Here is a 21,055-nt window from a genome sequence, read left to right on the forward strand (position 1 = left end):
TCAGGCTCCCGGAGTGGTGGACGCACCGGGAAGGAGTGCGGCAGCAGGCTCGTGGTATTCAACGCGCAGAAGGGTCCCGTCGGCGTCGAACACCAGGGAGGTGACGGATGTCAGGGTACATTCGCGCTTGCGGGGATCGTGCCAAAGCCGCCGGCCTTCCGCGCTCAACCGGGTGGCCCAGATGGGGAGCTGGTGGCTGACCAGGATGGCCTCGGCGCCACGCTGCTCAAAGTCGGTACCGGCCAGTTCTCTGGCATGGAGCCGCGCATCGTGGACGGCCGCCATGACGCGCAGGGCCTGTGCTTTGTAGGGTTCGCCCCAGGACGGCCGGAGCGGGTTGACGAAGTGCTGCCAGTGCCGGAGCCTGCGGAGCTCCGCCCTGGTGACCTTGAGCCCTTCGAAGCGGTTTTCGGCCTCGATGATGCGATCCTCGGTGGCGATCTCCAGGTTCAACGCCTGCGCGGTGGGAAGTGCCGTTTCCTGCGCGCGGGTCAAAGGCGACGCGGCGAGGTAAACGATATTGGCGCCTTGCGCAGCACGCTCCGCAAAGTAAGCGGCGGCAGTCTGGGCCATTCGCTGGCCCAGTTCGGAAAGGTGAAATTCTGGAAGCCTGCCATAGAGAATCCCCTGGGGATTGTGGACCTCTCCATGGCGGAGCAGATGAACCGTGGATTGGGGCATGTCTACCAGTTTCTCAAAGATCTGGGGCGATTCGAAATCTTCTACCGGAAGTAGAACTTCCGGCCGGGCCGGGTAGTTCCGCAGGTGTTCCAAAAAAGTTTCAAAAAAGTTCGTGAATCAGGGAACAAAACATGCAAATGCATGTTTATACTGGATGCAGCAGTTAGTTGATACTTCAACAGATGAGGCTTCAACCAACGATCAGACGCTCTCCCCCTGAGCCCGTAACTAATTGAAGGAGCACCATCATGGCACTTCCCACCGATATCACCACCGGCACCTGGACCCTCGACAACTCCCACAGCGAGATCGGCTTCACCGTCCGGCACGCTGGCATCAGCAAGGTCCGCGGCCAGTTCAAGGACGCAGAAGCCACTCTGGAACTCGCCCCGAATGTCACCGACTCTGCAATCAACGCCACCATCAAGACCGCCAGCTTCGACTCCGGCGACGCCAACCGCGACGGCCACGTCCGCGGCGAGGACTTCTTCGACGTGGAGAAGTTCCCGGAAATCTCCTTCGTCTCCAAAGAACTCGTAGACAACGGCGACGGCTTTGAGCTGAACGGCGACCTCACCATCAAGGGCATCACCCGCCCCGTCACGCTGGAAACCGAGTTCAACGGAGTGGCCGTGGACCCGTTCGGCAACACCCGCGCAGGTGTCACCGCGCAGACCACCATTAGCCGCAAGGACTTCGGTCTGACCTGGAACGCCGTCCTCGAAACCGGCGGCCTGCTGGTCAGCGACAAGGTCGGCATCAACCTGGAACTGGCCTTCATCGCTCCCGCGGCTTAGTCCCACCGCCTCGCTGACACGCGACAACCGCCCGCCCTCGGACACTAATGTTCGACGGCGGGCGGTTTGCTTTGTTTTCATCACGACTTCCACGCCAATTCGTAGATAACACGGCCGGCCACGCCTACAGTGAACCCATGAGCAACCAGAGCGACATACCGCAACCCGATTCAACCGGGACACCTGCCGGCCAGAGCCCCACCACTCCCCCGGCCGGGTACCAGCCTCCGCCGGCCCAGGGTTACCAGCAGCCCGGCCCGCCGCAGAGCCACCAGTTCCAGATGCCCTCCGACGCACCACGCAGCTTCGACCAGGTCATGCCCAAGGGTGGCTTCTCTGGTATTTTCAGCGTCGCCGGAATGCCCACGGAGCTCAAGGTCTCCTACTGGATCTGGGTCATCACGGGCATCCTGGGCGTCCTCCTGGGTGTTGTGGGGTTCTTCTTTGCCTTGGTAGCAATAGCCGCACTGCCCGCCTTCGGTGTGGTGGCTGTGCTCCTGGTCCTTCTCATGCTTGTACTTTCTGCTGCCCAGGTTGTCCTGGCGATGAAAATGAAGGAAGGCAAGTCCTGGGCCCGCATGGCCCTGACCGTCATTGTGGCAGTCACCTTGGTTATATCCCTGGTTCAGTCCGGCATCGACGGAGGAGGAGGCTGGTTCGGCTCCATCCTCGGTATCGTGGCAACCGTTTTGATGTGGCTGCCCAACTCCCGGCCGTGGTTCGAACAGCGCACGCCCGCAACCAACTGACCACCTGCTGAACACGCCTACGCCCCGGGCAACCCGGAGCGTAGGCGTTTTTGCAGGCCAGTGCACAATTTATTGCCTTTAATGACCCACCAGTCTGCCGGTGGGAGGTACGGTGGAATCAGCCATGCTGGGGGCACGGCTTGCGTTGTTCCCGGCTCCGATGTTTCATCCAGATTCGCGAAGGAACGCTCATGACCACTCCTCCCGTCCAGCCGCCTCAAGGCAACGATCCGGAAAACGCCCCGCAGCAGCCGGGCTACGGCCAGAACGCACCTCAATATGGTCAGCAGTCACCCCCGCAGCCGCAATACGGCCAGAACGCTCCCCAGTACGGTGAGCAGGTACCGCCGCAGTATGGGCAGGCTCCCCAGTACGGCCAGCAGCAGCCCGGCTACGGCCAGCAGGCTCCCTATGGCCAGCCCCCTGCCCCGTATGGTTATCCGTCGGAGCAGTCTCAGCCAGCCGGAGACCGCGCCGTTCCGCCGCAGGTGGACCTCTCTTTCAAAATGATTCTCGCGGCAGGAATCCTGTCCGCCGTTAGCTCGCTCATCATGGCCTTCACCGGCGGCGATTACTTCTTGGAGTCGATGGAGTCACAGATCCAATCGCAGGGTGAGGAAGTTCCCCCCGGAATGGCCGAGGGCATGCAGGGTGCTGTGATGGTTGGAGGAATCATCGCCGCTCTGCTGTCCCTGGGTCTCTATGCCCTGGTGGCCTTCCCGGTGCGGAAGGGAAAGAACTGGGCGCGGATCCTTGGAACTGTTTTTGCCGCCATTTCTGTTTTTGGCCTTTTCAGCCTGTTCCAGTTCGGTCCGCTATACGGCGTCCTGCAGCTCATTGTGATCCTTCTGGGCATCGCGGCCATTGTGCTGCTCTACCTGCCGGCCAATGCGCCCTACTTCCAGAAGCAGCAGCCCTTCGGTAACCCGTACAGCCGCTAGCGCAGGTCTTCAGGCGCAGCACACTCTCCGCGGACGCAGCCCGCGGGCCACAGCTTAGGCTGTTCGGCCCGGGGTCTGCGTCCGTTGTGCGTGGTAGGCGAGGATCTGGAGCTCGGTGGCCATGTCCACCTTGCGCAGATTCACGCCCTCGGGCACCTGGAGCACTATGGGGGCAAAGCTCAGGATGCTGGTGACTCCTGCGGCCACTACCCGGTTACAGACGGCCTGGGCAACCGTGGCCGGCAAGGCAAGGACCACCATGTTCGCGCCGGTTCGTTCCAGGACCGTTTCCAGGTCCTGGACATCACTGACCCGCAGCCAGCCGACCTCGTTTCCCACCACCATCTGGTCGGCGTCGAAAATCGCCACGACGTCGAACCCCCGGGACTCGAAGCCGCCGTACCGCGCCAGGGCTTTACCAAGGTTACCGGCGCCCACAATTGCGACTTTCCAGTCGTGGGTCAGGCCAAGGGCCGCCGCGATGTGCCTGCTGAGGTACTGGACCTCATAACCCACGCCCCGCGTGCCGTAGGAACCAACGTGCGAGAGGTCCTTGCGCAGCGTTGACGAACTCACCCCTGACGCCTCCGCCAGGGAGTCCGAAGAAACAGTCTCGATGCCCTCGGCCAGCAGCGAATTCAGGGCGCGCAGGTAGAGCGTCAAGCGGGCCACCGCTGCCGGTGGAATCTGCTTCGCAGTCCCGCCATCGCCCTGGATGGCAGAGGGTGTTGATTCCAAGGAGGTCACTGTCTGCTCCGTCGAGTCGCGTTGTGTCTACACTCTAGGGCCAGGACGCCTGAGCCAACAAAGCGGGCGCCCACACCTGAGCCCGTTTCATTACGCCGCCAGGATCCGCCGCAGCAGCCGGTCCAGGCGGCTTTCGTCAATGGTCCAGAAATCCCGCTGTACACCGTCCACCAGCAGCACGGGGATCTCTTCGGCGTACCTCTGGCCCAGTTCAGGGTGCTGGTCCACCAGTTGTTCCGACCATTCCAGTCCCAGCCCGGAGGTGACGCGTTCGACGGCGGCACGCGCCCGTGTGCACAGGTGGCAGTCTGATTTTGTCAGTAGTACCACTTCCGGTTTTGCCATGACTTAAAGGTAGTCCTGCAGGCACCGGCGGGCTGCATCGGGAAGGTGCTACCGGCAGCGAAGCTGGTGGCCCGGCAGCTGCGTCCGGACCCATTGGCTAGACTCAAGGCATGCCCGAGGAGAAGTATGTCGCCGTAGCCACGCGCCCGACCCCTCCGTCCCCTCTTGGCGAGGCAGCCTTCTTCGACGTGGACAACACACTGATGAAGGGCGCCAGCCTGTTCCACGTGGCCCGCAAGATGTACCAGCGGAAAGCCTTCACCTTGCGCCAGGCCAGCGGTTTCGCCTGGAAGCAGTTCAAGTTTGTGATGCGCGGCGAGAACCTCAGTGATGTCCATGCCGTCCGCGACTCAGCCCTGATCCTGGCGGCAGGCATTACTGTGTCGGATATCAAGGCCCTCGGCGAGGAAGTCTACGACGAGATGATCGCCTCGAGGATCTGGCCTGGAACCAAGGCTCTGGCCGAGCAACACCTGCGCGTCGGGCGGAGGGTCTGGCTGGTCACGGCCACACCCATTGAAGTAGCCACCGTCATTTCCACCCGCTTGGGGCTGACAGGCGCACTGGGCACGGTGGGAGAAGTGGAAGAAGGCGCCTACACCGGCCGCCTGGTGGGTGACATCCTGCACGGTTCTGCCAAGGCGGCTGCCGTAGAAGCCATGGCAGACTCTGAAGGCCTGAACCTGAAACGCTGCTGGGCCTACAGCGACTCCTATAACGACATTCCGCTGCTCACCCTGGTGGGACATCCTGTGGCGATCAACCCCGACGCCCGGCTCCGCAAGCACGCCCGCGAGCACAACTGGCCCGTGTACGACTTCCGCTCGGGCCGTCGCGCAGCAACCCTGGGCCTCAAGGCCGCCACGGTAGGTGGCGCAGTTTATGGCCTGTGGAAGGGCTTCGCCCGCCTCCGCAGCCGCTGACCTTTCAGCCACTGAGTGGCAGGGTCTTGGGTCCGCCGGGATAGTGCGGGCTGGTTCCGAACCGGGGCCTGGACGCAAAAATGCCCGCTGCCTGACGGCAACGGGCATTCACGCAGTGAAGTAGATGATCTACTTCTTGTTGCGGCGCTGGTGACGGGTCTTGCGAAGCAGCTTGCGGTGCTTCTTCTTGGCCATACGCTTGCGACGCTTCTTAATAACTGAACCCACGAAAGTTCCTCACAAACTAGATGTAGTACCTGTCTGATGGAAATGTTCGTGGACAATGCTACGAACTGAAACAACGGACAGATTCTTACAATGACGTAAAACGTTCCTTAACAGGGTACCGCCTATCAGGGGCACCTACTGACCGCCGCCGTCAGGGGCGACGGCAGGGCCACAGCAACAGGGGTCAGGCAGTGTCCGACTGGCCTTCCACCACGGCGCCCTTGAGGTATTGCTCAACAGCGTTCTCAGGAACCCGGAAGGAGCGGCCAAAGCGCACGGCCGGCATCTCTCCTGAGTGGACCAGACGGTACACGGTCATCTTGGAAACGCGCATAACCTCGGCCACCTCGGCCACGGTCAGGAACTTCACGTTGGAGAAGTTCTGATCTGCGGACATCCCATATTCCTTTGCTCCCGGTGCTGTTCGGCAACCGCCTTTACGGCGCGTCGTCACCGGGCCTTCGAACAACCATGTGCTAGATACTCTAGAGGTTCAGGGTGCCAATGTGAAAGTCCATCCGGCTCTTCATCCAGCAAGTTGAGCGCTCCGGGCGCCACGCCTTTTCCGCGCCGATGCCGCCAGCTGCTCAAGCACGGAAACGGTGACGTCCCATTCCATGCAGGCGTCCGTCACACTCTGGCCGTACACCAGTTCCGTACGGCCTGCCGCATGCTCCGCCACGTCAAGATTCTGCGCGCCTCCCACCAGGAAGCTTTCCAGCATCACGCCGCCGATTGCGTCCGCGGCGGGGCCGCCGTCCTCCAGCCGGGCACCGAGTTCCAGCGCAACCTCGGCCTGGCGGTGGTGGCTCTTGCCGCTGTTGGCGTGGCTGGCATCAACGATCAGCCGCGGGTTGAGCTGCTTGCCTTCCAGCCGCTCAGAAGCAGCCTCGACGTCGGCAGCTGAGTAATTGGGCCCCTTGCGTCCGCCACGCAGGATCACGTGCGTGTCCGGATTGCCCGCTGTTGCCACATGCGCGGCGCGGCCTTCATCGTCAATGCCGAGGAAGGCCTGCGGGGCCGAAGCGGCACCGCAGGCGTCGATCGCAACCTGGAGGTCGCCGTCGGTCCCGTTTTTGAAGCCGATGGGCATGGACAAGCCGGAGGCCAGCTGGCGGTGGATCTGACTTTCGGTGGTCCGGGCACCAATGGCGCCCCAGGAAACCAGGTCCGCCATGTATTGCGGACTGATGGGCTCCAGGAATTCGGTGGCGGTGGGCAGCCCGAGCGCGGCGACGTCCTGCAGGAACCTCCGCGCGGTACGCAACCCGGTCACCATGTCGTGGGTGCCGTCCAGATTCGGATCGTTGATCAGGCCCTTCCAACCCACCGTGGTGCGCGGCTTCTCGAAGTAGGTCCGCATAACAATCAACAGCTCGGAACCGTGAAGCTGCGCCTGGACTGCCAGCCGACGCGCGTAATCGAGCCCCGCCTGCGGATCATGGATGGAGCAGGGGCCAACGATCACCAGCAGCCTGTCATCAACGCCATCCATGATGGCCCGGACTTCGTCACGGCCGCGCTCGACGACGTCCGTCACGTGGGCGTCCAGCGGCAGCTCGGCCCTCAGTTCCCGGGGCGTGGGAAGGGCGGCGAAGTGGCTAACACGGAGGTTCGACGTCGAACTGGCGGCTGTGGCGGTTGCTGCGGGGGTCATGAGGGGTCCTGTTCCGGAGATGGAAGCGGGCCCTTAATCAGAACCCGCCGTAGATATGGCGAAGGGCAGAGAATAATCTCTGCCCTGTTGGCTCTGAAGGAAGTTGGGTGCGTGTCAGTTAGACGCGGGCTCCTCCAGAGCCAACGAAAAATACGCATACCAACGGTTAGTCATAGCCACCACCATAACCGCCAGCCGCCGCCGTCGCAAAACAGCTACGTCGTTTCACGGGACAGGCTGGCCACCAGCTCTGCGTGCTTCTTGTCCGTCAGGCGGTACCAGCACATGATTCCGACTGAAGCCAACACCAGCGCCGCCGGGAGCAGGCCGGCAGCTGCCCGGATGGCGAGGGTGGCAGTGCCGGACTGCTCACTGATGCCGGATACATAGCCGCCCCAGGCGAGTGAGAAGGCCACCAGGGCGCCGCCGAATCCCATGCCCAGTTTCCTCGTTGCGGCCAGCAGGGCGTAATTAATGCCCTGGACCCGGACTCCCGTTTTCCACTCGCCGTATTCGACCGTATCCGCAATCAGCGCCCAGGTGAGGATGCTGACGGTGGCGGAGGCCAGCAGTCCCAGGATCAGTCCAGCCAGGCCAAGCAGGGGCACGTCCGCGGGCGCTGAGAAGACCAGAAGGCCGCCCAGCACACCCAGGATGCCGCCGCCGCTGTAGACCGCCCGTTTGCCCCATCGGGCCACCGGCCGGGGTATGAGCACAGCCAGGGTCAGCGTGATGACCACCTGGGCTGCCGCCATAAGGGGAAACAGGTCCACCCGGGACAGGACATCGCGAAGATAGAAAAATTGGGAAGCCCCGGTGGCCGTGGTTCCGGTGACAAAGAGGACGGAGCTGATGCACAGGATCACCAGGGGTGAGTTTGCCTTAAGCGCCGCGATGCTCTGGCTCAGCGTGATCTTGGGGACGCTGCCGGGAACCTGCTCGAGGCAGACGGTACCGGTAAAGAAGTAGAGCGCGGAACCCACGACGACGAACACCAGGGTGACCCAGGTGAAGATCTGCTGCATATCCTGGCCTGCGCCCAAAAGCGGAGCAATGAAGAATCCGAGGCTGGCGCCGACCGACAGCCCTCCCAGGGTGCGGGCGCCGCCAAGCCGCGCCCGCTCCTTCGCATCCTGCGTCATTGCTCCAACCAGGCAGCCGTACGGGACGTTCACCAGGCTGTAGGACACACAGACCAGTCCGTACGTGCAGTAGGCGTACAGCAGCTTCATAGCGGGGTCCACGTCCGGGACGTGGAAGGCCGCTGCGCTAAGCACCAGGGGAACGAAGCCAAACATCAGGAACGGACGGAACTTACCCCACCGTTTGCTGTTTACGCGGTCTACGATGCGCCCGGCTGCTATGTCGGTGAAGGCATTAAAAACCCGGGCAACAAGCAGCAGCGTTCCTGCCGCTGCTGCGCCGATGCCGGCCACGTCCGTGTAGTACACCAGCAGGAACATATTTCCGGTGCTGATGATCATGCTGTTTGCAGCGTCGCCGGCTCCATAGCCAAAGACGCTGAGCCTGCTGAGTTTCTTCATTGGTTCCCAGTTCTGCGGGACTCAGAAACCGTTTTCTCAGTCCCGCACTAAGAACTTACCCCAAGATCTTCCGTAGAAACAGCAACTGGCGGATCCATTGCTGCTCCTGGCCACCCTCATGGTTGTTGAACCGGTACACCTCAATGTCCTTGACCGGCGTCCCCGCGTCGCTGCCGTATGCGTTGAAGCTGGCAAAAACTGTCGACGGCGGGCAGATATCGTCCATCTGCGCAGCCGAGTAAAGCGCCGGAACGGCAGCCCACCTGGCGAGGTTGACGCCGTCGAAATAGTTCAGCACCTCAAGGATGGACTCATACCGCTCCCGGTGCCGGGCCAGGAAGCCCGCGATCTCGGGGTAGGGTCCGCGCGGGGTGATATCGATGGCACGCGGGAAGTCCTGCAGGAACGGGACGTCGGGCATAGCTGCCACCACGCCGTCGAGCCTTCCGGCTACCAGCCCGGCCGCGGCCACCACGATACCGCCGCCTTGGCTGACGCCCTGCAGCACCACCCGCGAGGAATCGACGGCGGGGTGGGACTGCGCTGCCTCCACCGCGCGAAACGCGTCCACATACACCCGGCGGTAGTAATAATCGTCCTGATGGCTGATACCGCGGGTCATCAGGCCCGCGAAGGCGACGTCGCCGGCCGATTCGTGCGGATCAGGAGTGTCACCGCGCGTCCCACCCCAGCCCTGGCCCCGGGTATCCATGATGAAGTGCGCGTAGCCCGCCTGGGCCCATCTGGTGTCCTCGTTGACCAGTCCCCTGCCGCCGGAATAGCCCACGTACTGGACCACCACCGGCAGCTCATCTGCTGCGTCACGACCGGCCGGCAGGTGCAGCCAGCCCCTAATCGGGGCGCCGCCGAAGCCGGCAAACGTGACGTCGAAGGTATCGATTACGGCGAGGTAGTTTTCCACCGGCTCAAATGTTGCCGCCAGCGGAAACTCACGGGCTTCTTCTATGCTCCGGTCCCAGAATTCCTTGAGGCCCGACGGCGGCACCACCGGTGACTCATATTCGCGAAGCTTCTCCAGGGGCAGGTCAAAAAGGGGCATGGCTTCCGTTCCTGAGGCAATGTGCGGGAGTGTTGCTGGCTGGGATCAGTCTGCCAGTGCGGCGATGCCTGGAACAGCAGCTGACACCGGGCGTAATGTCACCGGTTCAGCAGGCCTGATCAAGCCCCGGAGCTCGCGCAGGCCCCCGCTCACCTGGCCGGCCGCCCTGGCTTGGATCAGGACGTTGCCGAGGGCCGTAGCTTCGACCGGACCGGCGATCATTGTTTTGCCCGTAGCATCCGCCGTGAGCTGGCACAGCAGCCGGTTCTGCGATCCGCCACCCACAATGTGAACGACGTCGACGGCAACATCCGCGAGGCGTTCAGCGTCGGCGATGGTCCGCGCGTATCCGGCCGCCAGGCTGTCCATGATGCAGCGGGTGATGGCTGCAGGGTCATTTGAGAGCTCGCCACCGGACTCCCGGACGGCGGCCCGGATGCGCTCCGGCATCCGGTCAGGGGCAATGAAGGCGGGATCGTCAGCGTTGATCTGGGGGCCGCCGGAGGGCAGCGCCGCGGCAGCCTCCAGCAGTTCCGGCAGGTTCGGGGCGCCGTTGCCGTCTTCGTTGCCGGACCCCCAGCTGCGCTGGCATTCACTTAGCAACCAAAGGCCGCCCACATTGCGAAGGTAGCGGATGGTGCCGTCCACGCCGCGTTCGTTGGTGAAGTTCGCCTGCCGGCTGGCCTGGGTCAGCACGGGACGACGCAATTCCACGCCCACCAGGGACCAGGTGCCGGAGGAAATGTAGGCGAAGTTTTCAGTGGCGGCCGGTACCGCGGCCACTGCCGAGGCGGTGTCATGCGAGCCGACGGCGACGACTGTGGTCTCCGGTGCCAGCCCGGTCCGGCTGGCGATTCCGGGCAGGATCGCGCCGACGGTTTCGCCTGGCTGCACCAGCGGCGGGAACAGATCCGGACGCAGCCCCAGGGCCTGGAAAAACTCGCTGGCCCACTCCCCTGCAACGGCGTCGAACAACCCGGTGGTGGAGGCATTGGTGGCCTCTGTCCTGCGCTGGCCGGTCAGCAGGAAAGCTATGAGATCCGGGATCAGCAGCGCCTGGACGCCGTCGAGGTCAGCCTCGGCCGCCAGCTGGTAAATGGTGTTGAACTGCAGGAACTGCAGGCCCGTGGTGGCATAGAGCTGTTCAGGAGCCAGTGCGGCGTGCACGGACCCGACGACGGCTGCGCTGCGGCTGTCCCGGTAGCTGAAAGGCTGGGCCACCAGCTCGCCGGCGTGGTTGACCAGGCCGTAGTCCACTGCCCAGGTGTCAATACCGATGCTGGCGATGGTCTCACCGGCCGCCGCTGCGGTTTCCGCCGCTGCTGCCAGCCCCTTGAGTACCTCCGCGAACAGTGAGTCGAAATCCCAGCGCAGGCCGCCGTCGGACTCCACTACTGCGTTGGGGAAGCGGTGGACAACCTGCAGATCAACGGCGGGGCCGGAGCCGGACGTGTCCTTGGCCTTGACCCTGCCCAGGATGACCCGCCCGGAAGAGGCGCCGATGTCTACTGCTGCGAACACCGGAGTAGGCAGGATGTCCTTGGTCTCGACAGGCTCGACCACCGACTCACCCGTCACCGCAGGAAAGCGGCCGCGACGCCGGCATCCACCGGGATATGCAGGCCTGTGGTGTGGGACAGTTCGTTGCTGGTGAGCACGGCGGCGGCGTTGGCCACGTGCTCCGGGAGGACCTCGCGCTTGAGCAGGGTCCGCTGGGCGTAGTACTCGCCCAGTTTTTCCTCGTCCACGCCGTACACTGCGGCGCGCTTGGCACCCCAGCCGCCGGCGAAGATGCCCGAGCCGCGGACCACGCCGTCGGGGTTGATGCCGTTGACCCGGATGCCGTGCTCACCAAGTTCAGCGGCAAGCAGGCGGACCTGGTGGGCCTGGTCGGCCTTGGTCGCCGAGTACGCAATGTTGTTCGGTCCGGCAAACACGGAGTTCTTGGAGGAGATGTAGATGATGTCTCCGCCGAGTCCTTGCGCGATCATGGCCTTGGCACCTGCCTTGGCTACCAGGAACGAGCCCTTCGCCATGACGTTGTGCTGCAGGTCCCAGTCCTTTTCGGTGGTTTCCAGCAGCGGCTTGGAAATGGACAGGCCGGCGTTATTAACCACCAGGTCCAGGCCACCGAAGGCCAGCACGGCGGCGTCAATGGCTGCCGCGACCTGCGCTTCGTCGGTCACGTCAGCCTGCACGCCAACGGCAACGTCGGGGCCGCCGAGCTCTTCGGCGACCTTTTCCGCATTCTCCAGGTTCAGGTCCGCGATCACGACACAGGCGCCTTCGGCGGCGAGCCGGGTCGCGATGGCCTTGCCAATGCCCGACGCCGCACCCGTCACCAGGGCGATGCGGGTGGCGTGGCTCTTGGGCTTGGGCATCCGCGCCAGCTTGGCTTCCTCCAAGGCCCAGTACTCGATCCGGAACTTCTCGGATTCCTCGATCGGGGCGTAGGTGGAGATGGCCTCGGCGCCGCGCATCACGTTGATCGCGTTGATATAGAACTCGGCAGCGACGCGGGCCGTCTGCTTGTCTTTGCCGTAGGAGAACATGCCGACGCCGGGAACCAGGACGATTGCCGGGTCCGCACCGCGCATCGCCGGACTCCCGGTGGTCGAGCCTGTCGAGACCGTCGCGTGGCGGTCGTAGTACGCCTGGTAATCCTCGCGGTATTCCGCGTGCAGTTCCTGCAGGCGGGCAATGGAGTCCTCGACGGAAGCTGCGGCCGGGAGGTCCACAACCAGCGGCTTGACCTTGGTGCGCAGGAAGTGATCCGGGCAGGAGGTGCCCAGGGCGCCCAGCCGGGGGTGCTCGGATGATTCCAGGAACTCCAGGACGCGGGGATCGTCGGTGAAGTGGCCCACCTGCGGCTTGTCCGTCGAAGCCAGGCCACGGATCACCGGAGCCAGCGCTGCAGCCTTGGCGCGGCGCTCCGCCTCGGGCAGCGACTCGTAACCCGGGAGCTTCGCACCGAAGGGTTCGGCCTTGCCATTTTCGGCGATGAACTTTTCAGCTTCGTCGATGATCCACAGCGAATTTGCCTCCGCTTCCTCGCTGGTGTCGCCCCAGGCCGTGATGCCATGACCGCCCAGGATGGTGCCGACAGCCTGCGGGTTGGCGTCCTTGATGGCCGCGATGTCCAGGCCAAGCTGGAAGCCGGGGCGGCGCCAGGGCACCCACACCACTTTCTCGCCGAAGATCTGCTTGGTCAGCGCTTCGCCGTCGACTGCTGTAGCAATGGCGATGCCGGAATCCGGGTGCAGGTGGTCAACGTGGGCTGCATCCACCAGGCCGTGCATCGCGGTGTCGATCGACGGCGCGGCCCCGCCTTTGCCGTGCAGGCAGTAATCAAACGCAGCCACCATCTCGTCCTCGCGCTCGACGCCGGGGTAGACATCCTTCAGCGCATTCAACCGGTCCAGCCTGAGAACGGCAAGGTTCTGTGGCTTCAAGGTGCCGAGGTCCCCGCCGGAGCCCTTGACCCAAAGGAGCTGGACGTCTTCTCCGGTCACCGGATCCTTTTCGGTGCCCTTGGCGGAGGTATTGCCGCCGGCAAAGTTAGTGTTCCGCTTGTCCGCACCCAGGCGGTTGGAGCGGGAGATCAGCTCGTCAACAGTGTTGTTCTGCGTCATTGTGTTTTCCATCGCTATGCTCACGCGCCCCATCCGGCCTGGTGACCGCCCACGCGGTCTTCGTTGATCTTCTTCTGATAACCGCTGGCCTTGAAGGCGGCCATCGGGTCCGCGGGCAGGCCACGGGATTCGCGCCATTCGGCCAAGGCCGGGCGCACGTCGGTGTAGAACGCGTCATTGAAAATTCCGTTGGCGGCCAGGACATCGCCGGAACGCTGCGCTTCAGCGAGTGCTGCGGTGTCCACCAGCAGCGCCCGTGCCGTCATTTCCTGGACGTTGAGGACCGAGCGGATCTGGCCCGGGATCTTCTCCTCAAGGTTGTGGCACTGGTCCAGCATCAGGGCGACGCCGGACTCCTTGCCGAATCCGCCGCCCCGGATCACCTCGTACATGATCCGGAAAAGCTGGAACGGATCGGCCGCGCCCACAATAAGGTCATCGTCCGCGTAAAAGCGCGAGTTGAAGTCAAAAGAGCCCAGCTTGCCCAGGCGGAGCAGCTGCATCACGATGAACTCGATGTTGGTGCCGGGAGCGTGGTGGCCGGTGTCCAGGCAGACGAACGCCTTCTCGCCAAGTGCCACGGTCTGGGCGTAGGAGGTGCCCCAGTCCGGAACGTCGGTGTGATAGAACGCCGGCTCGAAGAATTTGTATTCGAGGACCAGGCGGTGCTCATCGCCCAGTGCGGCGTAGATCTCCTGCAGCGACTCGGCCAGCCGGTCCTGGCGGCCGCGCAAATTGTCCTGGCCCGGGTAGTTGGTGCCGTCGGCCAGCCAGATCTTGAGGTCCTTGGACCCCGTGGCATTCATGATTTCGATGCACTCGAAGTGGTGCTCGATCGCGCGGCGGCGCACTGCTTCATTGGACGAGGTCAGCGAACCGAACTTGTATTCGTCATCCTGGAAGGTGTTGGAGTTGATGGTGCCGAGGCCCACCCCCAGGCCGGCCGCGTACTCGCGCAGGGCGGCATAGTCATCAACCTTGTCCCACGGGATATGCAGGGCCACGGTAGGTGCCAGACCGGTCAGTTCGTGGACCTTGGCGGCGTCCGCCAACTTCTCGTGGACGGTCCGGGGCGTTCCCGGCGTGCCGAACACTTTGAAACGGGTGCCCGAATTTCCGTACGCCCACGAGGGAACCTCGATGGCGAGTTCTTCGAGCCTGGCTAGCGTCGTTGCTACGTCATTCATTGTGTGATTTTCTTTCCGGGTTCTCTGGTGCATGGTCTGTTGGTGTGCATGGTCTGTAGTGCTGAAAGGTGCTGCTGCCTGCCATCGGGCTAGGCTGATGCGGCGGCCAACTGGTCCTCAAGGTTGAAGACCTCCTCCAGCACCTGGAACCCTTCATCGGGTGCCTGGGCTGGAGCATCCGGGTTATCGCCGGCATTGTTCAAAAAGAGCCCGGCCATCTCCGCCTGCCACCGCGCGTTAACGTCGGTCAGGGCCATCCGGGCGCGGATCGCGTCGAAGTCGTCGCACTCGACGTAACCCACCAGCAGGCCGTCGTCGGCAAGGAACAGGGAGTAGTTATTCCAGCCGGCGGCCTTGAGTTCGCGGAGCATCTCCGGCCACACTTCTGCGTGCCTGCGGCGGTACTCCGGGATCAGTGCCGGGTTGACCGTGGAGCGGAAACACACGCGCATCTGCGGCTCACCTTAACTTCCCGTTGTTTGAATCGTTTCATTATTACGATTCAAAGTACTCTTAAATTCGAGCAGGTGTCAAGCATTTACTGCGTGCTGTCCAGCAGCAGTAAAAAGGCGGGGCATGCAGGCGTGAAATGGTGGAGAACTATGAGTCGTACAGCAAGTATCAAGGACGTTGCCAACCATGCGGGCGTGGCGGTGGGTACGGTATCCAACGTGCTCAACTACCCGGAGAGAGTGTCGGCACGCACCAAGGTTCGGGTACTTCAAGCCATCGACGAGTTGGGCTTCGTCCGCAACGATGCCGCCCGTCAGTTGCGGGCCGGCCAGAGCCGCACCATTGGCCTGATTGTGCTGGATGTGGGAAACCCCTTCTTCACCTCCGTAGTGCGGGCCGCGGAGGATGCCGCAGCACTGTCCGGAAGCGCTGTACTCCTGGGCGACAGCGGGCATCAGGCGGAGCGCGAGTCCCACTACATCGATCTTTTCCAGGAACAGCGTGTCCAGGGGCTGCTGATCTCGCCCGTCGGTGAGGTCATGGACCGCCTCGATCATCTTCGCGAGCGCGGCGTCCCCACAGTGCTGGTGGACCGCCGGGCGGACGAGTCCCGCTTTAGTTCAGTTTCAGTCGATGACGACGCCGGAGGGTACCTGGCCGCCCGGCACCTGTTGGACATCGGCCGCCGTCGCCTGGCTTTTGTTGGTGGGCCACTGACCATCCACCAGGTGTCGGACCGTCTTCAGGGCGCCAAGCGTGCAGTGGCCGAAGTTCCGGACGCCCGCCTGGAAGTACTGGAGGCAGAAGGGCAGACAGTACTGGCCGGCCGCACCGTAGGCAACGGCCTGGTAAAGCGGGCCGACGGCGGACTGCCGGACGGAATCTTCTGCGCCAATGATCTTCTTGCCCTGGGCGTGATGCAGTCCCTGACCATGATGAGCTCTGTCCGCATTCCTGAGGACACCGCCCTGATCGGCTATGACGACATCGACTTTGCCATCTCCGCGGTTGTCCCGCTTTCGTCCATCCGGCAACCCACCGAAGCGCTGGGCCGCACCGCAATCGAGCTGCTGGCGGAAGAGAACAACGGCAACGGGGACGAAAAGCAGCACCGGGCCGTGGTCTTCACGCCGGAACTTGTGGTCCGGCAAAGCACCGTAAAGGGCTAGGCGGCCTCAGCGGCAGCGGGCAGCCCGCAATCCGTTTGGCATCATAGCCACCGGTGCTTTACGGAACTCGGGGGGCCTCGTCGCGAGGCAAAGGGGATGTCTCTTTTTCCTCGCTGGCAGGGACCTTCTCGAAGACGTCCGGATGATTGTCCAGGACCGTCAGGCGGTCCATCGGCCACGCAATCACCGCTGCTTTTCCTGCAACGTCTTCGAGGTCGATAAAACCCCCGTTGGTGTCCAAATGAGCGCGTGAGTCGGCAGAGTGATTACGGTTGTCCCCCATAACCCAGATTTTGCCGCTGGGGACCCCCACGTCAAAAAGATGAACCCGCACAGGCTCCGCGGGGTTGACGTACGTTTCGTCCAATTCAGCGCCGTTGACAGTTATGAGTCCCCGGGACGTACAGCAAACAACGTGGTCTCCGGGCAGGCCGATGATCCGCTTCACCAGGTGCTGCTCGGCGTTGTCCGGTACCAGCCCAACAAAGGCCATCGCCATTCCGATGAAGCCCGTGTCTTCGGCTGGTGACCCGGCCGGCTGCGCCGCCAGCCAGCCTTTGGTGTCCCGGAAAACCACGACGTCGCCCCTGGCCAGGCCGAAGGGTTCAGGCACAAGAAGGTTGACGAATATCCTGTCGTCCACCTCAAGGGTATTGACCATGGAAGGAGACGGGATGAAAAAAGCCCGGAAGAGAAATGTCTTGATGAGCAAGGACAACACCAGGGCAATCAGCAGCACCACTGCTATTTCCCGCAGCCACCCCGGTGTTCTGTTTGTAGGGGCGGCCCTGTGGGTGGCCGGCATTTACTGCCCGTTCTCCACAGTCACTGCGGCACGCCCAGGCTTCGCTCCGTCACGAACGGCCTGGTCCTCCTCAGCTTGCCGCCTGGCCGCGATAATTCCATCGCGTGTAGCAGCCCGAATGACGCCGTAAAGGACGTAAAAGAAGACCACCGCAAGGACAGCAGTCAGGACAACGGCATTAAGCGGAGCAGCGTCCACGTTCCCCCCAAGAGTTCTTCGTCCTGTACGGACTCAGCCAAGCATATCGGGGCATCCCGCGGGACGGGCCGGGCGCGGGCGCGGCCGGGTAGCTAGGCTGGGTGGATGGCCAACCACTACCTCGTCTCTGCTGGACGCTTCATCGCCGCTCCCCCGGAAAAAATCTTTGAAGTCCTCGCTGCCCCGTCCTTACACAGCGTTATTGACGGCTCTGGCACCGTGAAAGGCGCCCAGCCGAACGGCCCCGCGCGGCTCAGCCTCGGAGCCAGGTTCGGCATGGACATGAACACCAAGGTGAACTACAAAATCCTTAACACAGTGTGCGAATTCGAGGAAGGCCGCAGAATCGCATGGCGGCATTTCTACGGCCACGTCTGGCGTTACGTCCTTACCCCAACGGCGGACGACCACGGCGTGCCAGGCACGCTGGTCACTGAGCAATGGGATGCCAGGGCGGCCCGGGGCAGGTTGCTGCTGCGCCTCGTCGGCTACCCGCGGCGCCACCTCGTCAGCATCGACCAGACTCTTCAACGACTGGACCAGTACGTTACGGGCAAGCCGTTGGAAACCCGGCCGGAAGACGCGGCAGGCACCGCCGGCTAGACGAATCGTGCCAATGTTCGGCAGGATGGGTTCTGGAAAGCGTTTGCCGAAGTATCACACAGCCCTCGGGCAGAACCGGAGCACCATGACACCGCCGTCAGAGCCAGCAGCAGTCTCACTCGCGAAAGTGGCGCTGGTAGGCGTCCATGGCTTCGGCGCGCACCACCTGGCGAACCTTCACCGCCTACAGGGCGCCGGCGCCGTCGAACTTGTTGCGGTTGCCGATCCCACCCCGCCCGCGGAGGGTTCGGTCCCGGAGACAGCGCAGGTTTTCGGCAACCTTGACCAGCTGCTGCCGGCCGTTCCGGGGCTCGACGTCGTTATCGTCGCCACACCAATCCAGACTCATGCGCCGCTTGGCCTTGCCGCCCTCGCCTCTGGTGCCGACCTTTACCTTGAAAAGCCTCCGGTCGCATCCCTGGCAGACTACTACCGGCTCCAGGAAGCTGCGGCAGCCAACGGCCAGGCCGTCCAGATCGGCTTCCAGAGCCTCGGTTCGCACGCGCTGGCAGCCATCGAAAAGCTCCTGGCGGACGGCCGGATCGGCGAGCTGACGGGCATCAGCGCCACCGGCAAATGGGTCCGTGACCGCGCCTACTACAAGCGCTCCCGCTGGGCCGGCAAACGGACAATCGACGGCGTGGACGTGGTGGACGGGGTAGCCACGAACCCGCTGGCGCATGCCGTGGCCACCGCGCTGAGGATCGCCGGAGCACGGACGACGGCGGACGTTGCCTCCGTGGAAACCGAACTGTTCCGCGCCAATGACATCGAGTCCGACGATACATCCGTGGTCAGGGTCCGTACCGCTGCCGGACTGTCCGTCACCTGTGCGCTTACTCTTTGCGTGGACGAGCCCGTTGAACCATATGTGACGCTCCAGGGCACCTTGGGTACCGCCGTATTCCACTACACGCAGGACCGCCTGGTGGTAACGACCGGCGAAAACACGGCAGGAGGAACGACGGAGGAGGTGTTTGGCCGTGACGATCTCACCCAGAACCTGTTAAACCACCGCCGGAACGGCACCGCGCTGCTGAGTTCCCTTGAGGACAGTGGCGCCTTCATGTTGGTCCTCGAAGCGATCCGGACGGCCCCGCTGCCTGCCTTGATCGATGCCGCACATGTCCGCTGGGTGGGGGAAGGCGATGCCGCCCACGCGGTGGTAGATGGCATTGACGACGCGATCGAACGCGCCACCGCAACGCATTCCACCTTCAGCGAGCTGGGACTCCCCTGGGCTGTGGAGGCGGTGGCGAACGCTGGGCAGCGGGGCTGATCGCTGGCCCGCGGTCAGGATCCCTGCCGGGATCCAGGCTCTGCCGATCTCGCCGAACGCCGCGAATTCAGCCACAGCAGGAGCCCGACGACGGCGGCCGAGAGGATGCCCAGCGCGCCTGTTGTGACCAGGCCTTCGCGGACGCCGAACGCCTCCGTGAGCCAGCCGGCCAGCAGGCCGCCCAAGGCATGGCCACCCATCAGAAGGGGCAGGTAAAGCGCCATCACCCGCCCACGGACTTCGGGGCCGGACTCCAGTTGAACTGTGGTGGCGGCCGCCGTCAGGAACACCAGGGTCATCACGCCCACCACCACCAGCAGCACCATGAAAGACTCAACCGTGGGCATCAGCGCCGCCACCAGCTGGGCAAGTCCGAACAGCGCCGCGGACAGGACAATGGTTTTCCTGCCGGAACTGCGGAGGCGTGCCGCTACCAGCGCACCCACCAGGGCACCGCAGGCGCTGAGAGTATTGAACACACCGAAGCCGGCGGCGCCGTTGTGCCAGACCTGGTCCGCGAAGGCGGCGAGCACTACGGGCCCGTTCATGCCGAAGGCACCCAGCAGGCCGGCCAGCAGGATGATGAGCAGGAGGCGTGGCCGGTCGCTGACGTAGCGGAACCCGGCCAGGACCTGCCCCCGCCCGCGCACAGCAGGCGGGCTGTGATGCAGCTGGTCCGGCTTGATGGCCAGGATCAGGAACAGCACCAGCACGCACAGGGCGGCGTTGGACGCAAAGGCAGCGGCGGAGCCGTAGAGGGCAATGAGCACGCCGCCCAGGGCCGGGCCGGCCATGGCGCCCAGCTGGATGATCGCGTTGTTGACGCCGATTGCCTGCCGCAGCCGGGTGTCGCCCACTATCTCGTTGACGAAGACCTGCCGGGTGGGGCCGTCAATGGCGGAGCTGAGGCCCAGAATGACACAACTGGCGTAGACGGCGATGACGGGCACGGTCCCGGTGCCGTCCCAAATGGCCAGTGACAGGGCGAGGATTGCGGCGATCACCTGGCAAACCAGCATGATCCGCCGCTTGGGGAACATGTCCACCACCAGGCCGCTCAGCGGTCCGATCAGCAGCATGGGAAGGAACTGCAGAGCCACGGCCAGGCCCACCGCAGCAGGGCTTCCGGTGAGCTGCAGGATCAGCCAGTCCTGGGCCAGACGCTGCATGGACACGCCGATGCCGCCGGTGACCTGCACCAGCAGGAAGAGCCGGTAGTTGTGGCTGCCCAGAAGCCGGTACCAGCGTTCCGGACGGGACTTTGACGCCGGGCCGTCCGGGGAGGGCGGAGAAAGCGTTGGCGGGAGGGTTTCTTCGGGTGAAGGGACAGCTTTGGGTTCGGAAGAAGACACGGTGCTGCCTAGCCGCGTGCCCGGAATTCGACCGCGGCAGCGGCCAGGATCAGCGTCCCGGGAACCACCACAAACAGCGCGGGAAGCATCCAGACAAACACCACGGCCATGAAAAGTGCTGCTACCAACAGGACTGACCCGGTCCAGTCCCTGGTGCTTGCGGCCTTGCCCGTTTCCAGGGCCAACCGCCACACAGAGGTGCCGGCGGCGCCCTGCACTGCCGTGCCGCCGTCGTGCTTAATGCCTTCCCTGCCGGTGCCCGCCTGGACAACTGCCGGCAGTCCGTCCGGAAGGGACCAGGCCGTCGCCGTGCGGAGCAGCAGCACAGCGCAGGAGACCGCCACAATCAAGGTGGCAGGCAGGATGACGTCGCGGCCCGGCAGTTGACCCACCCAAGCGAGCAGCAGGTTGATCACTATGACGACGGTGACTGCCGCAGTGATAAAACCGGCCTTCCAGCTGCCGGGCAGCGCTGCCCTGAACGAGTCCCAGAGGCTGCGGATGGAATCATCCCGGCCGTCAAGATGGCGCTTAAGGTGGGCGATGCCCGCCGCGTACGCGGCGGGCATCGTGATCAGGGGAAGGGAAAGCACCAGGACCACTACGCCTGCAAGCAGGGTTTCGGCGAAGAGCGCGAACTTGTTAACCGGCGTGCGGTCGTTGCTGTCCGGCATGCGGTTGGTGGTGTCCATGGTGCTCATTTTC

Annotated in this window: 23 protein-coding genes; 7 read left to right on the forward strand and 16 right to left on the reverse strand. The window is 63.7% G+C overall.

Features of this window, described 5'->3' with window-relative positions; genetic code table 11:
- The gene (locus ACWA13_RS14355) at positions 1–681 is read right to left on the reverse strand and encodes a histidine phosphatase family protein (protein WP_463934852.1); all 681 of its coding nucleotides are present in this window, start codon (positions 679–681) and stop codon (positions 1–3) included.
- Positions 682–929: 248 nt separating this feature from the next.
- Here ACWA13_RS14355 and ACWA13_RS14360 point away from each other — a divergent pair, with 248 nt between their 5' ends.
- The 3 genes from ACWA13_RS14360 (at position 930) to ACWA13_RS14370 (ending at position 3,168) form a co-directional block, all read left to right on the forward strand.
- Complete coding sequence (locus ACWA13_RS14360; protein ID WP_463934853.1) at positions 930–1,478, forward strand: YceI family protein; 549 nt, start codon at positions 930–932, stop codon at positions 1,476–1,478.
- Between the two features lie 137 nt (positions 1,479–1,615).
- Positions 1,616–2,227 carry a hypothetical protein gene (locus tag ACWA13_RS14365; protein WP_463934854.1) on the forward strand — a complete coding sequence of 204 codons (612 nt, stop codon included), beginning with the start codon at positions 1,616–1,618 and terminating at the stop codon, positions 2,225–2,227.
- A 191-nt stretch (positions 2,228–2,418) separates the two neighbouring features.
- Positions 2,419–3,168, forward strand: a complete 750-nt coding sequence (locus tag ACWA13_RS14370; RefSeq protein WP_463934855.1) for a hypothetical protein — start codon at positions 2,419–2,421, stop codon at positions 3,166–3,168.
- Positions 3,169–3,222: 54 nt separating this feature from the next.
- Here ACWA13_RS14370 and ACWA13_RS14375 read toward each other — a convergent pair whose 3' ends face one another.
- Together ACWA13_RS14375 and ACWA13_RS14380 are read right to left on the reverse strand one after the other, a co-directional pair.
- A complete protein-coding gene (locus ACWA13_RS14375) occupies positions 3,223–3,915 on the reverse strand; it encodes a redox-sensing transcriptional repressor Rex (protein WP_463934856.1) in 693 nt (230 codons plus the stop codon).
- 90 nt (positions 3,916–4,005) lie between these two features.
- Positions 4,006–4,260 (reverse strand): glutaredoxin family protein, encoded by a 255-nt coding sequence (locus tag ACWA13_RS14380; protein WP_463934857.1) that lies wholly within the window; start codon positions 4,258–4,260, stop codon positions 4,006–4,008.
- A gap of 110 nt (positions 4,261–4,370) precedes the next feature.
- On the opposite strand from ACWA13_RS14380, the gene ACWA13_RS14385 reads away from it, so the two are divergent.
- The gene (locus ACWA13_RS14385) at positions 4,371–5,183 is read left to right on the forward strand and encodes an HAD family hydrolase (RefSeq protein WP_463934858.1); all 813 of its coding nucleotides are present in this window, start codon (positions 4,371–4,373) and stop codon (positions 5,181–5,183) included.
- Between the two features lie 129 nt (positions 5,184–5,312).
- Here the strand turns inward: ACWA13_RS14385 and ACWA13_RS14390 are convergent, their stop codons facing one another.
- The 9 genes from ACWA13_RS14390 to ACWA13_RS14430 all read right to left on the reverse strand — a co-directional run bounded on the left by ACWA13_RS14390 (position 5,313) and on the right by ACWA13_RS14430 (position 14,943).
- Positions 5,313–5,411, reverse strand: coding sequence for a 30S ribosomal protein bS22 (locus tag ACWA13_RS14390; RefSeq protein ID WP_003792170.1), 99 nt, complete (start codon positions 5,409–5,411; stop codon positions 5,313–5,315).
- Between the two features lie 184 nt (positions 5,412–5,595).
- Positions 5,596–5,808, reverse strand: coding sequence for a helix-turn-helix domain-containing protein (locus ACWA13_RS14395; RefSeq protein ID WP_463934859.1), 213 nt, complete (start codon positions 5,806–5,808; stop codon positions 5,596–5,598).
- Between the two features lie 129 nt (positions 5,809–5,937).
- On the reverse strand, positions 5,938–7,068 hold the full coding sequence (locus tag ACWA13_RS14400) for a 3-deoxy-7-phosphoheptulonate synthase (RefSeq protein WP_463934860.1): 1,131 nt from the start codon (positions 7,066–7,068) through the stop codon (positions 5,938–5,940).
- A 215-nt stretch (positions 7,069–7,283) separates the two neighbouring features.
- Positions 7,284–8,612: a glycoside-pentoside-hexuronide (GPH):cation symporter gene (locus ACWA13_RS14405; protein WP_463934861.1), complete on the reverse strand. Its 1,329-nt coding sequence runs from the start codon at positions 8,610–8,612 to the stop codon at positions 7,284–7,286.
- Positions 8,613–8,667: 55 nt separating this feature from the next.
- On the reverse strand, positions 8,668–9,672 hold the full coding sequence (locus ACWA13_RS14410) for an acetylxylan esterase (protein WP_463934862.1): 1,005 nt from the start codon (positions 9,670–9,672) through the stop codon (positions 8,668–8,670).
- Between the two features lie 45 nt (positions 9,673–9,717).
- A complete protein-coding gene (locus ACWA13_RS14415; protein WP_463934863.1) occupies positions 9,718–11,235 on the reverse strand; it encodes a rhamnulokinase in 1,518 nt (505 codons plus the stop codon).
- Between the two features lie 11 nt (positions 11,236–11,246).
- Positions 11,247–13,304 (reverse strand): bifunctional aldolase/short-chain dehydrogenase, encoded by a 2,058-nt coding sequence (locus ACWA13_RS14420; protein ID WP_463934864.1) that lies wholly within the window; start codon positions 13,302–13,304, stop codon positions 11,247–11,249.
- A 20-nt stretch (positions 13,305–13,324) separates the two neighbouring features.
- Entirely contained in the window at positions 13,325–14,491 is a 1,167-nt protein-coding gene (gene rhaI, locus ACWA13_RS14425) for an L-rhamnose isomerase (protein WP_463934865.1), read from the reverse strand.
- Positions 14,492–14,580: 89 nt separating this feature from the next.
- The gene (locus tag ACWA13_RS14430) at positions 14,581–14,943 is read right to left on the reverse strand and encodes an L-rhamnose mutarotase (RefSeq protein ID WP_463934866.1); all 363 of its coding nucleotides are present in this window, start codon (positions 14,941–14,943) and stop codon (positions 14,581–14,583) included.
- A 150-nt stretch (positions 14,944–15,093) separates the two neighbouring features.
- Here ACWA13_RS14430 and ACWA13_RS14435 point away from each other — a divergent pair, with 150 nt between their 5' ends.
- On the forward strand, positions 15,094–16,113 hold the full coding sequence (locus ACWA13_RS14435) for a LacI family DNA-binding transcriptional regulator (RefSeq protein ID WP_463934867.1): 1,020 nt from the start codon (positions 15,094–15,096) through the stop codon (positions 16,111–16,113).
- A gap of 58 nt (positions 16,114–16,171) precedes the next feature.
- Here ACWA13_RS14435 and lepB read toward each other — a convergent pair whose 3' ends face one another.
- The gene (gene lepB, locus ACWA13_RS14440; protein WP_463934868.1) at positions 16,172–16,855 is read right to left on the reverse strand and encodes a signal peptidase I; all 684 of its coding nucleotides are present in this window, start codon (positions 16,853–16,855) and stop codon (positions 16,172–16,174) included.
- 63 nt (positions 16,856–16,918) lie between these two features.
- Positions 16,919–17,116, reverse strand: a complete 198-nt coding sequence (locus ACWA13_RS14445; protein ID WP_463934869.1) for a hypothetical protein — start codon at positions 17,114–17,116, stop codon at positions 16,919–16,921.
- Between the two features lie 105 nt (positions 17,117–17,221).
- Here ACWA13_RS14445 and ACWA13_RS14450 point away from each other — a divergent pair, with 105 nt between their 5' ends.
- Together ACWA13_RS14450 and ACWA13_RS14455 are read left to right on the forward strand one after the other, a co-directional pair.
- Complete coding sequence (locus ACWA13_RS14450; RefSeq protein WP_463934870.1) at positions 17,222–17,719, forward strand: SRPBCC family protein; 498 nt, start codon at positions 17,222–17,224, stop codon at positions 17,717–17,719.
- Between the two features lie 85 nt (positions 17,720–17,804).
- Positions 17,805–18,998 (forward strand): Gfo/Idh/MocA family protein, encoded by a 1,194-nt coding sequence (locus ACWA13_RS14455; protein WP_463934871.1) that lies wholly within the window; start codon positions 17,805–17,807, stop codon positions 18,996–18,998.
- A gap of 14 nt (positions 18,999–19,012) precedes the next feature.
- Here ACWA13_RS14455 and ACWA13_RS14460 read toward each other — a convergent pair whose 3' ends face one another.
- Both ACWA13_RS14460 and ACWA13_RS14465 read right to left on the reverse strand, forming a co-directional pair.
- A complete protein-coding gene (locus tag ACWA13_RS14460) occupies positions 19,013–20,350 on the reverse strand; it encodes an MFS transporter (protein WP_463934872.1) in 1,338 nt (445 codons plus the stop codon).
- Between the two features lie 8 nt (positions 20,351–20,358).
- Positions 20,359–21,051: a Poxvirus protein I5 gene (locus tag ACWA13_RS14465; RefSeq protein ID WP_463934873.1), complete on the reverse strand. Its 693-nt coding sequence runs from the start codon at positions 21,049–21,051 to the stop codon at positions 20,359–20,361.
- Positions 21,052–21,055 lie beyond the last annotated feature (4 nt).

It is taken from the genome of Pseudarthrobacter sp. TRD_SC_9, assembly GCF_055361265.1.

Coding starts and splice junctions, on each gene's coding strand:
- ACWA13_RS14430 (WP_463934866.1), bottom strand. CDS start 14,943: ATGCGCGTGTGTTTCCGCTCCACGGTCAACCCGGCACTGATCCCGGAG.
- ACWA13_RS14385 (WP_463934858.1), top strand. CDS start 4,371: ATGCCCGAGGAGAAGTATGTCGCCGTAGCCACGCGCCCGACCCCTCCG.
- ACWA13_RS14380 (WP_463934857.1), bottom strand. CDS start 4,260: ATGGCAAAACCGGAAGTGGTACTACTGACAAAATCAGACTGCCACCTG.
- ACWA13_RS14410 (WP_463934862.1), bottom strand. CDS start 9,672: ATGCCCCTTTTTGACCTGCCCCTGGAGAAGCTTCGCGAATATGAGTCA.
- ACWA13_RS14355 (WP_463934852.1), bottom strand. CDS start 681: ATGCCCCAATCCACGGTTCATCTGCTCCGCCATGGAGAGGTCCACAAT.
- ACWA13_RS14370 (WP_463934855.1), top strand. CDS start 2,419: ATGACCACTCCTCCCGTCCAGCCGCCTCAAGGCAACGATCCGGAAAAC.
- ACWA13_RS14435 (WP_463934867.1), top strand. CDS start 15,094: ATGAGTCGTACAGCAAGTATCAAGGACGTTGCCAACCATGCGGGCGTG.
- ACWA13_RS14395 (WP_463934859.1), bottom strand. CDS start 5,808: ATGTCCGCAGATCAGAACTTCTCCAACGTGAAGTTCCTGACCGTGGCC.
- ACWA13_RS14455 (WP_463934871.1), top strand. CDS start 17,805: ATGACACCGCCGTCAGAGCCAGCAGCAGTCTCACTCGCGAAAGTGGCG.
- ACWA13_RS14465 (WP_463934873.1), bottom strand. CDS start 21,051: ATGAGCACCATGGACACCACCAACCGCATGCCGGACAGCAACGACCGC.
- ACWA13_RS14450 (WP_463934870.1), top strand. CDS start 17,222: ATGGCCAACCACTACCTCGTCTCTGCTGGACGCTTCATCGCCGCTCCC.
- ACWA13_RS14360 (WP_463934853.1), top strand. CDS start 930: ATGGCACTTCCCACCGATATCACCACCGGCACCTGGACCCTCGACAAC.
- rhaI (WP_463934865.1), bottom strand. CDS start 14,491: ATGAATGACGTAGCAACGACGCTAGCCAGGCTCGAAGAACTCGCCATC.
- ACWA13_RS14400 (WP_463934860.1), bottom strand. CDS start 7,068: ATGACCCCCGCAGCAACCGCCACAGCCGCCAGTTCGACGTCGAACCTC.
- ACWA13_RS14420 (WP_463934864.1), bottom strand. CDS start 13,304: ATGACGCAGAACAACACTGTTGACGAGCTGATCTCCCGCTCCAACCGC.
- ACWA13_RS14405 (WP_463934861.1), bottom strand. CDS start 8,612: ATGAAGAAACTCAGCAGGCTCAGCGTCTTTGGCTATGGAGCCGGCGAC.
- ACWA13_RS14365 (WP_463934854.1), top strand. CDS start 1,616: ATGAGCAACCAGAGCGACATACCGCAACCCGATTCAACCGGGACACCT.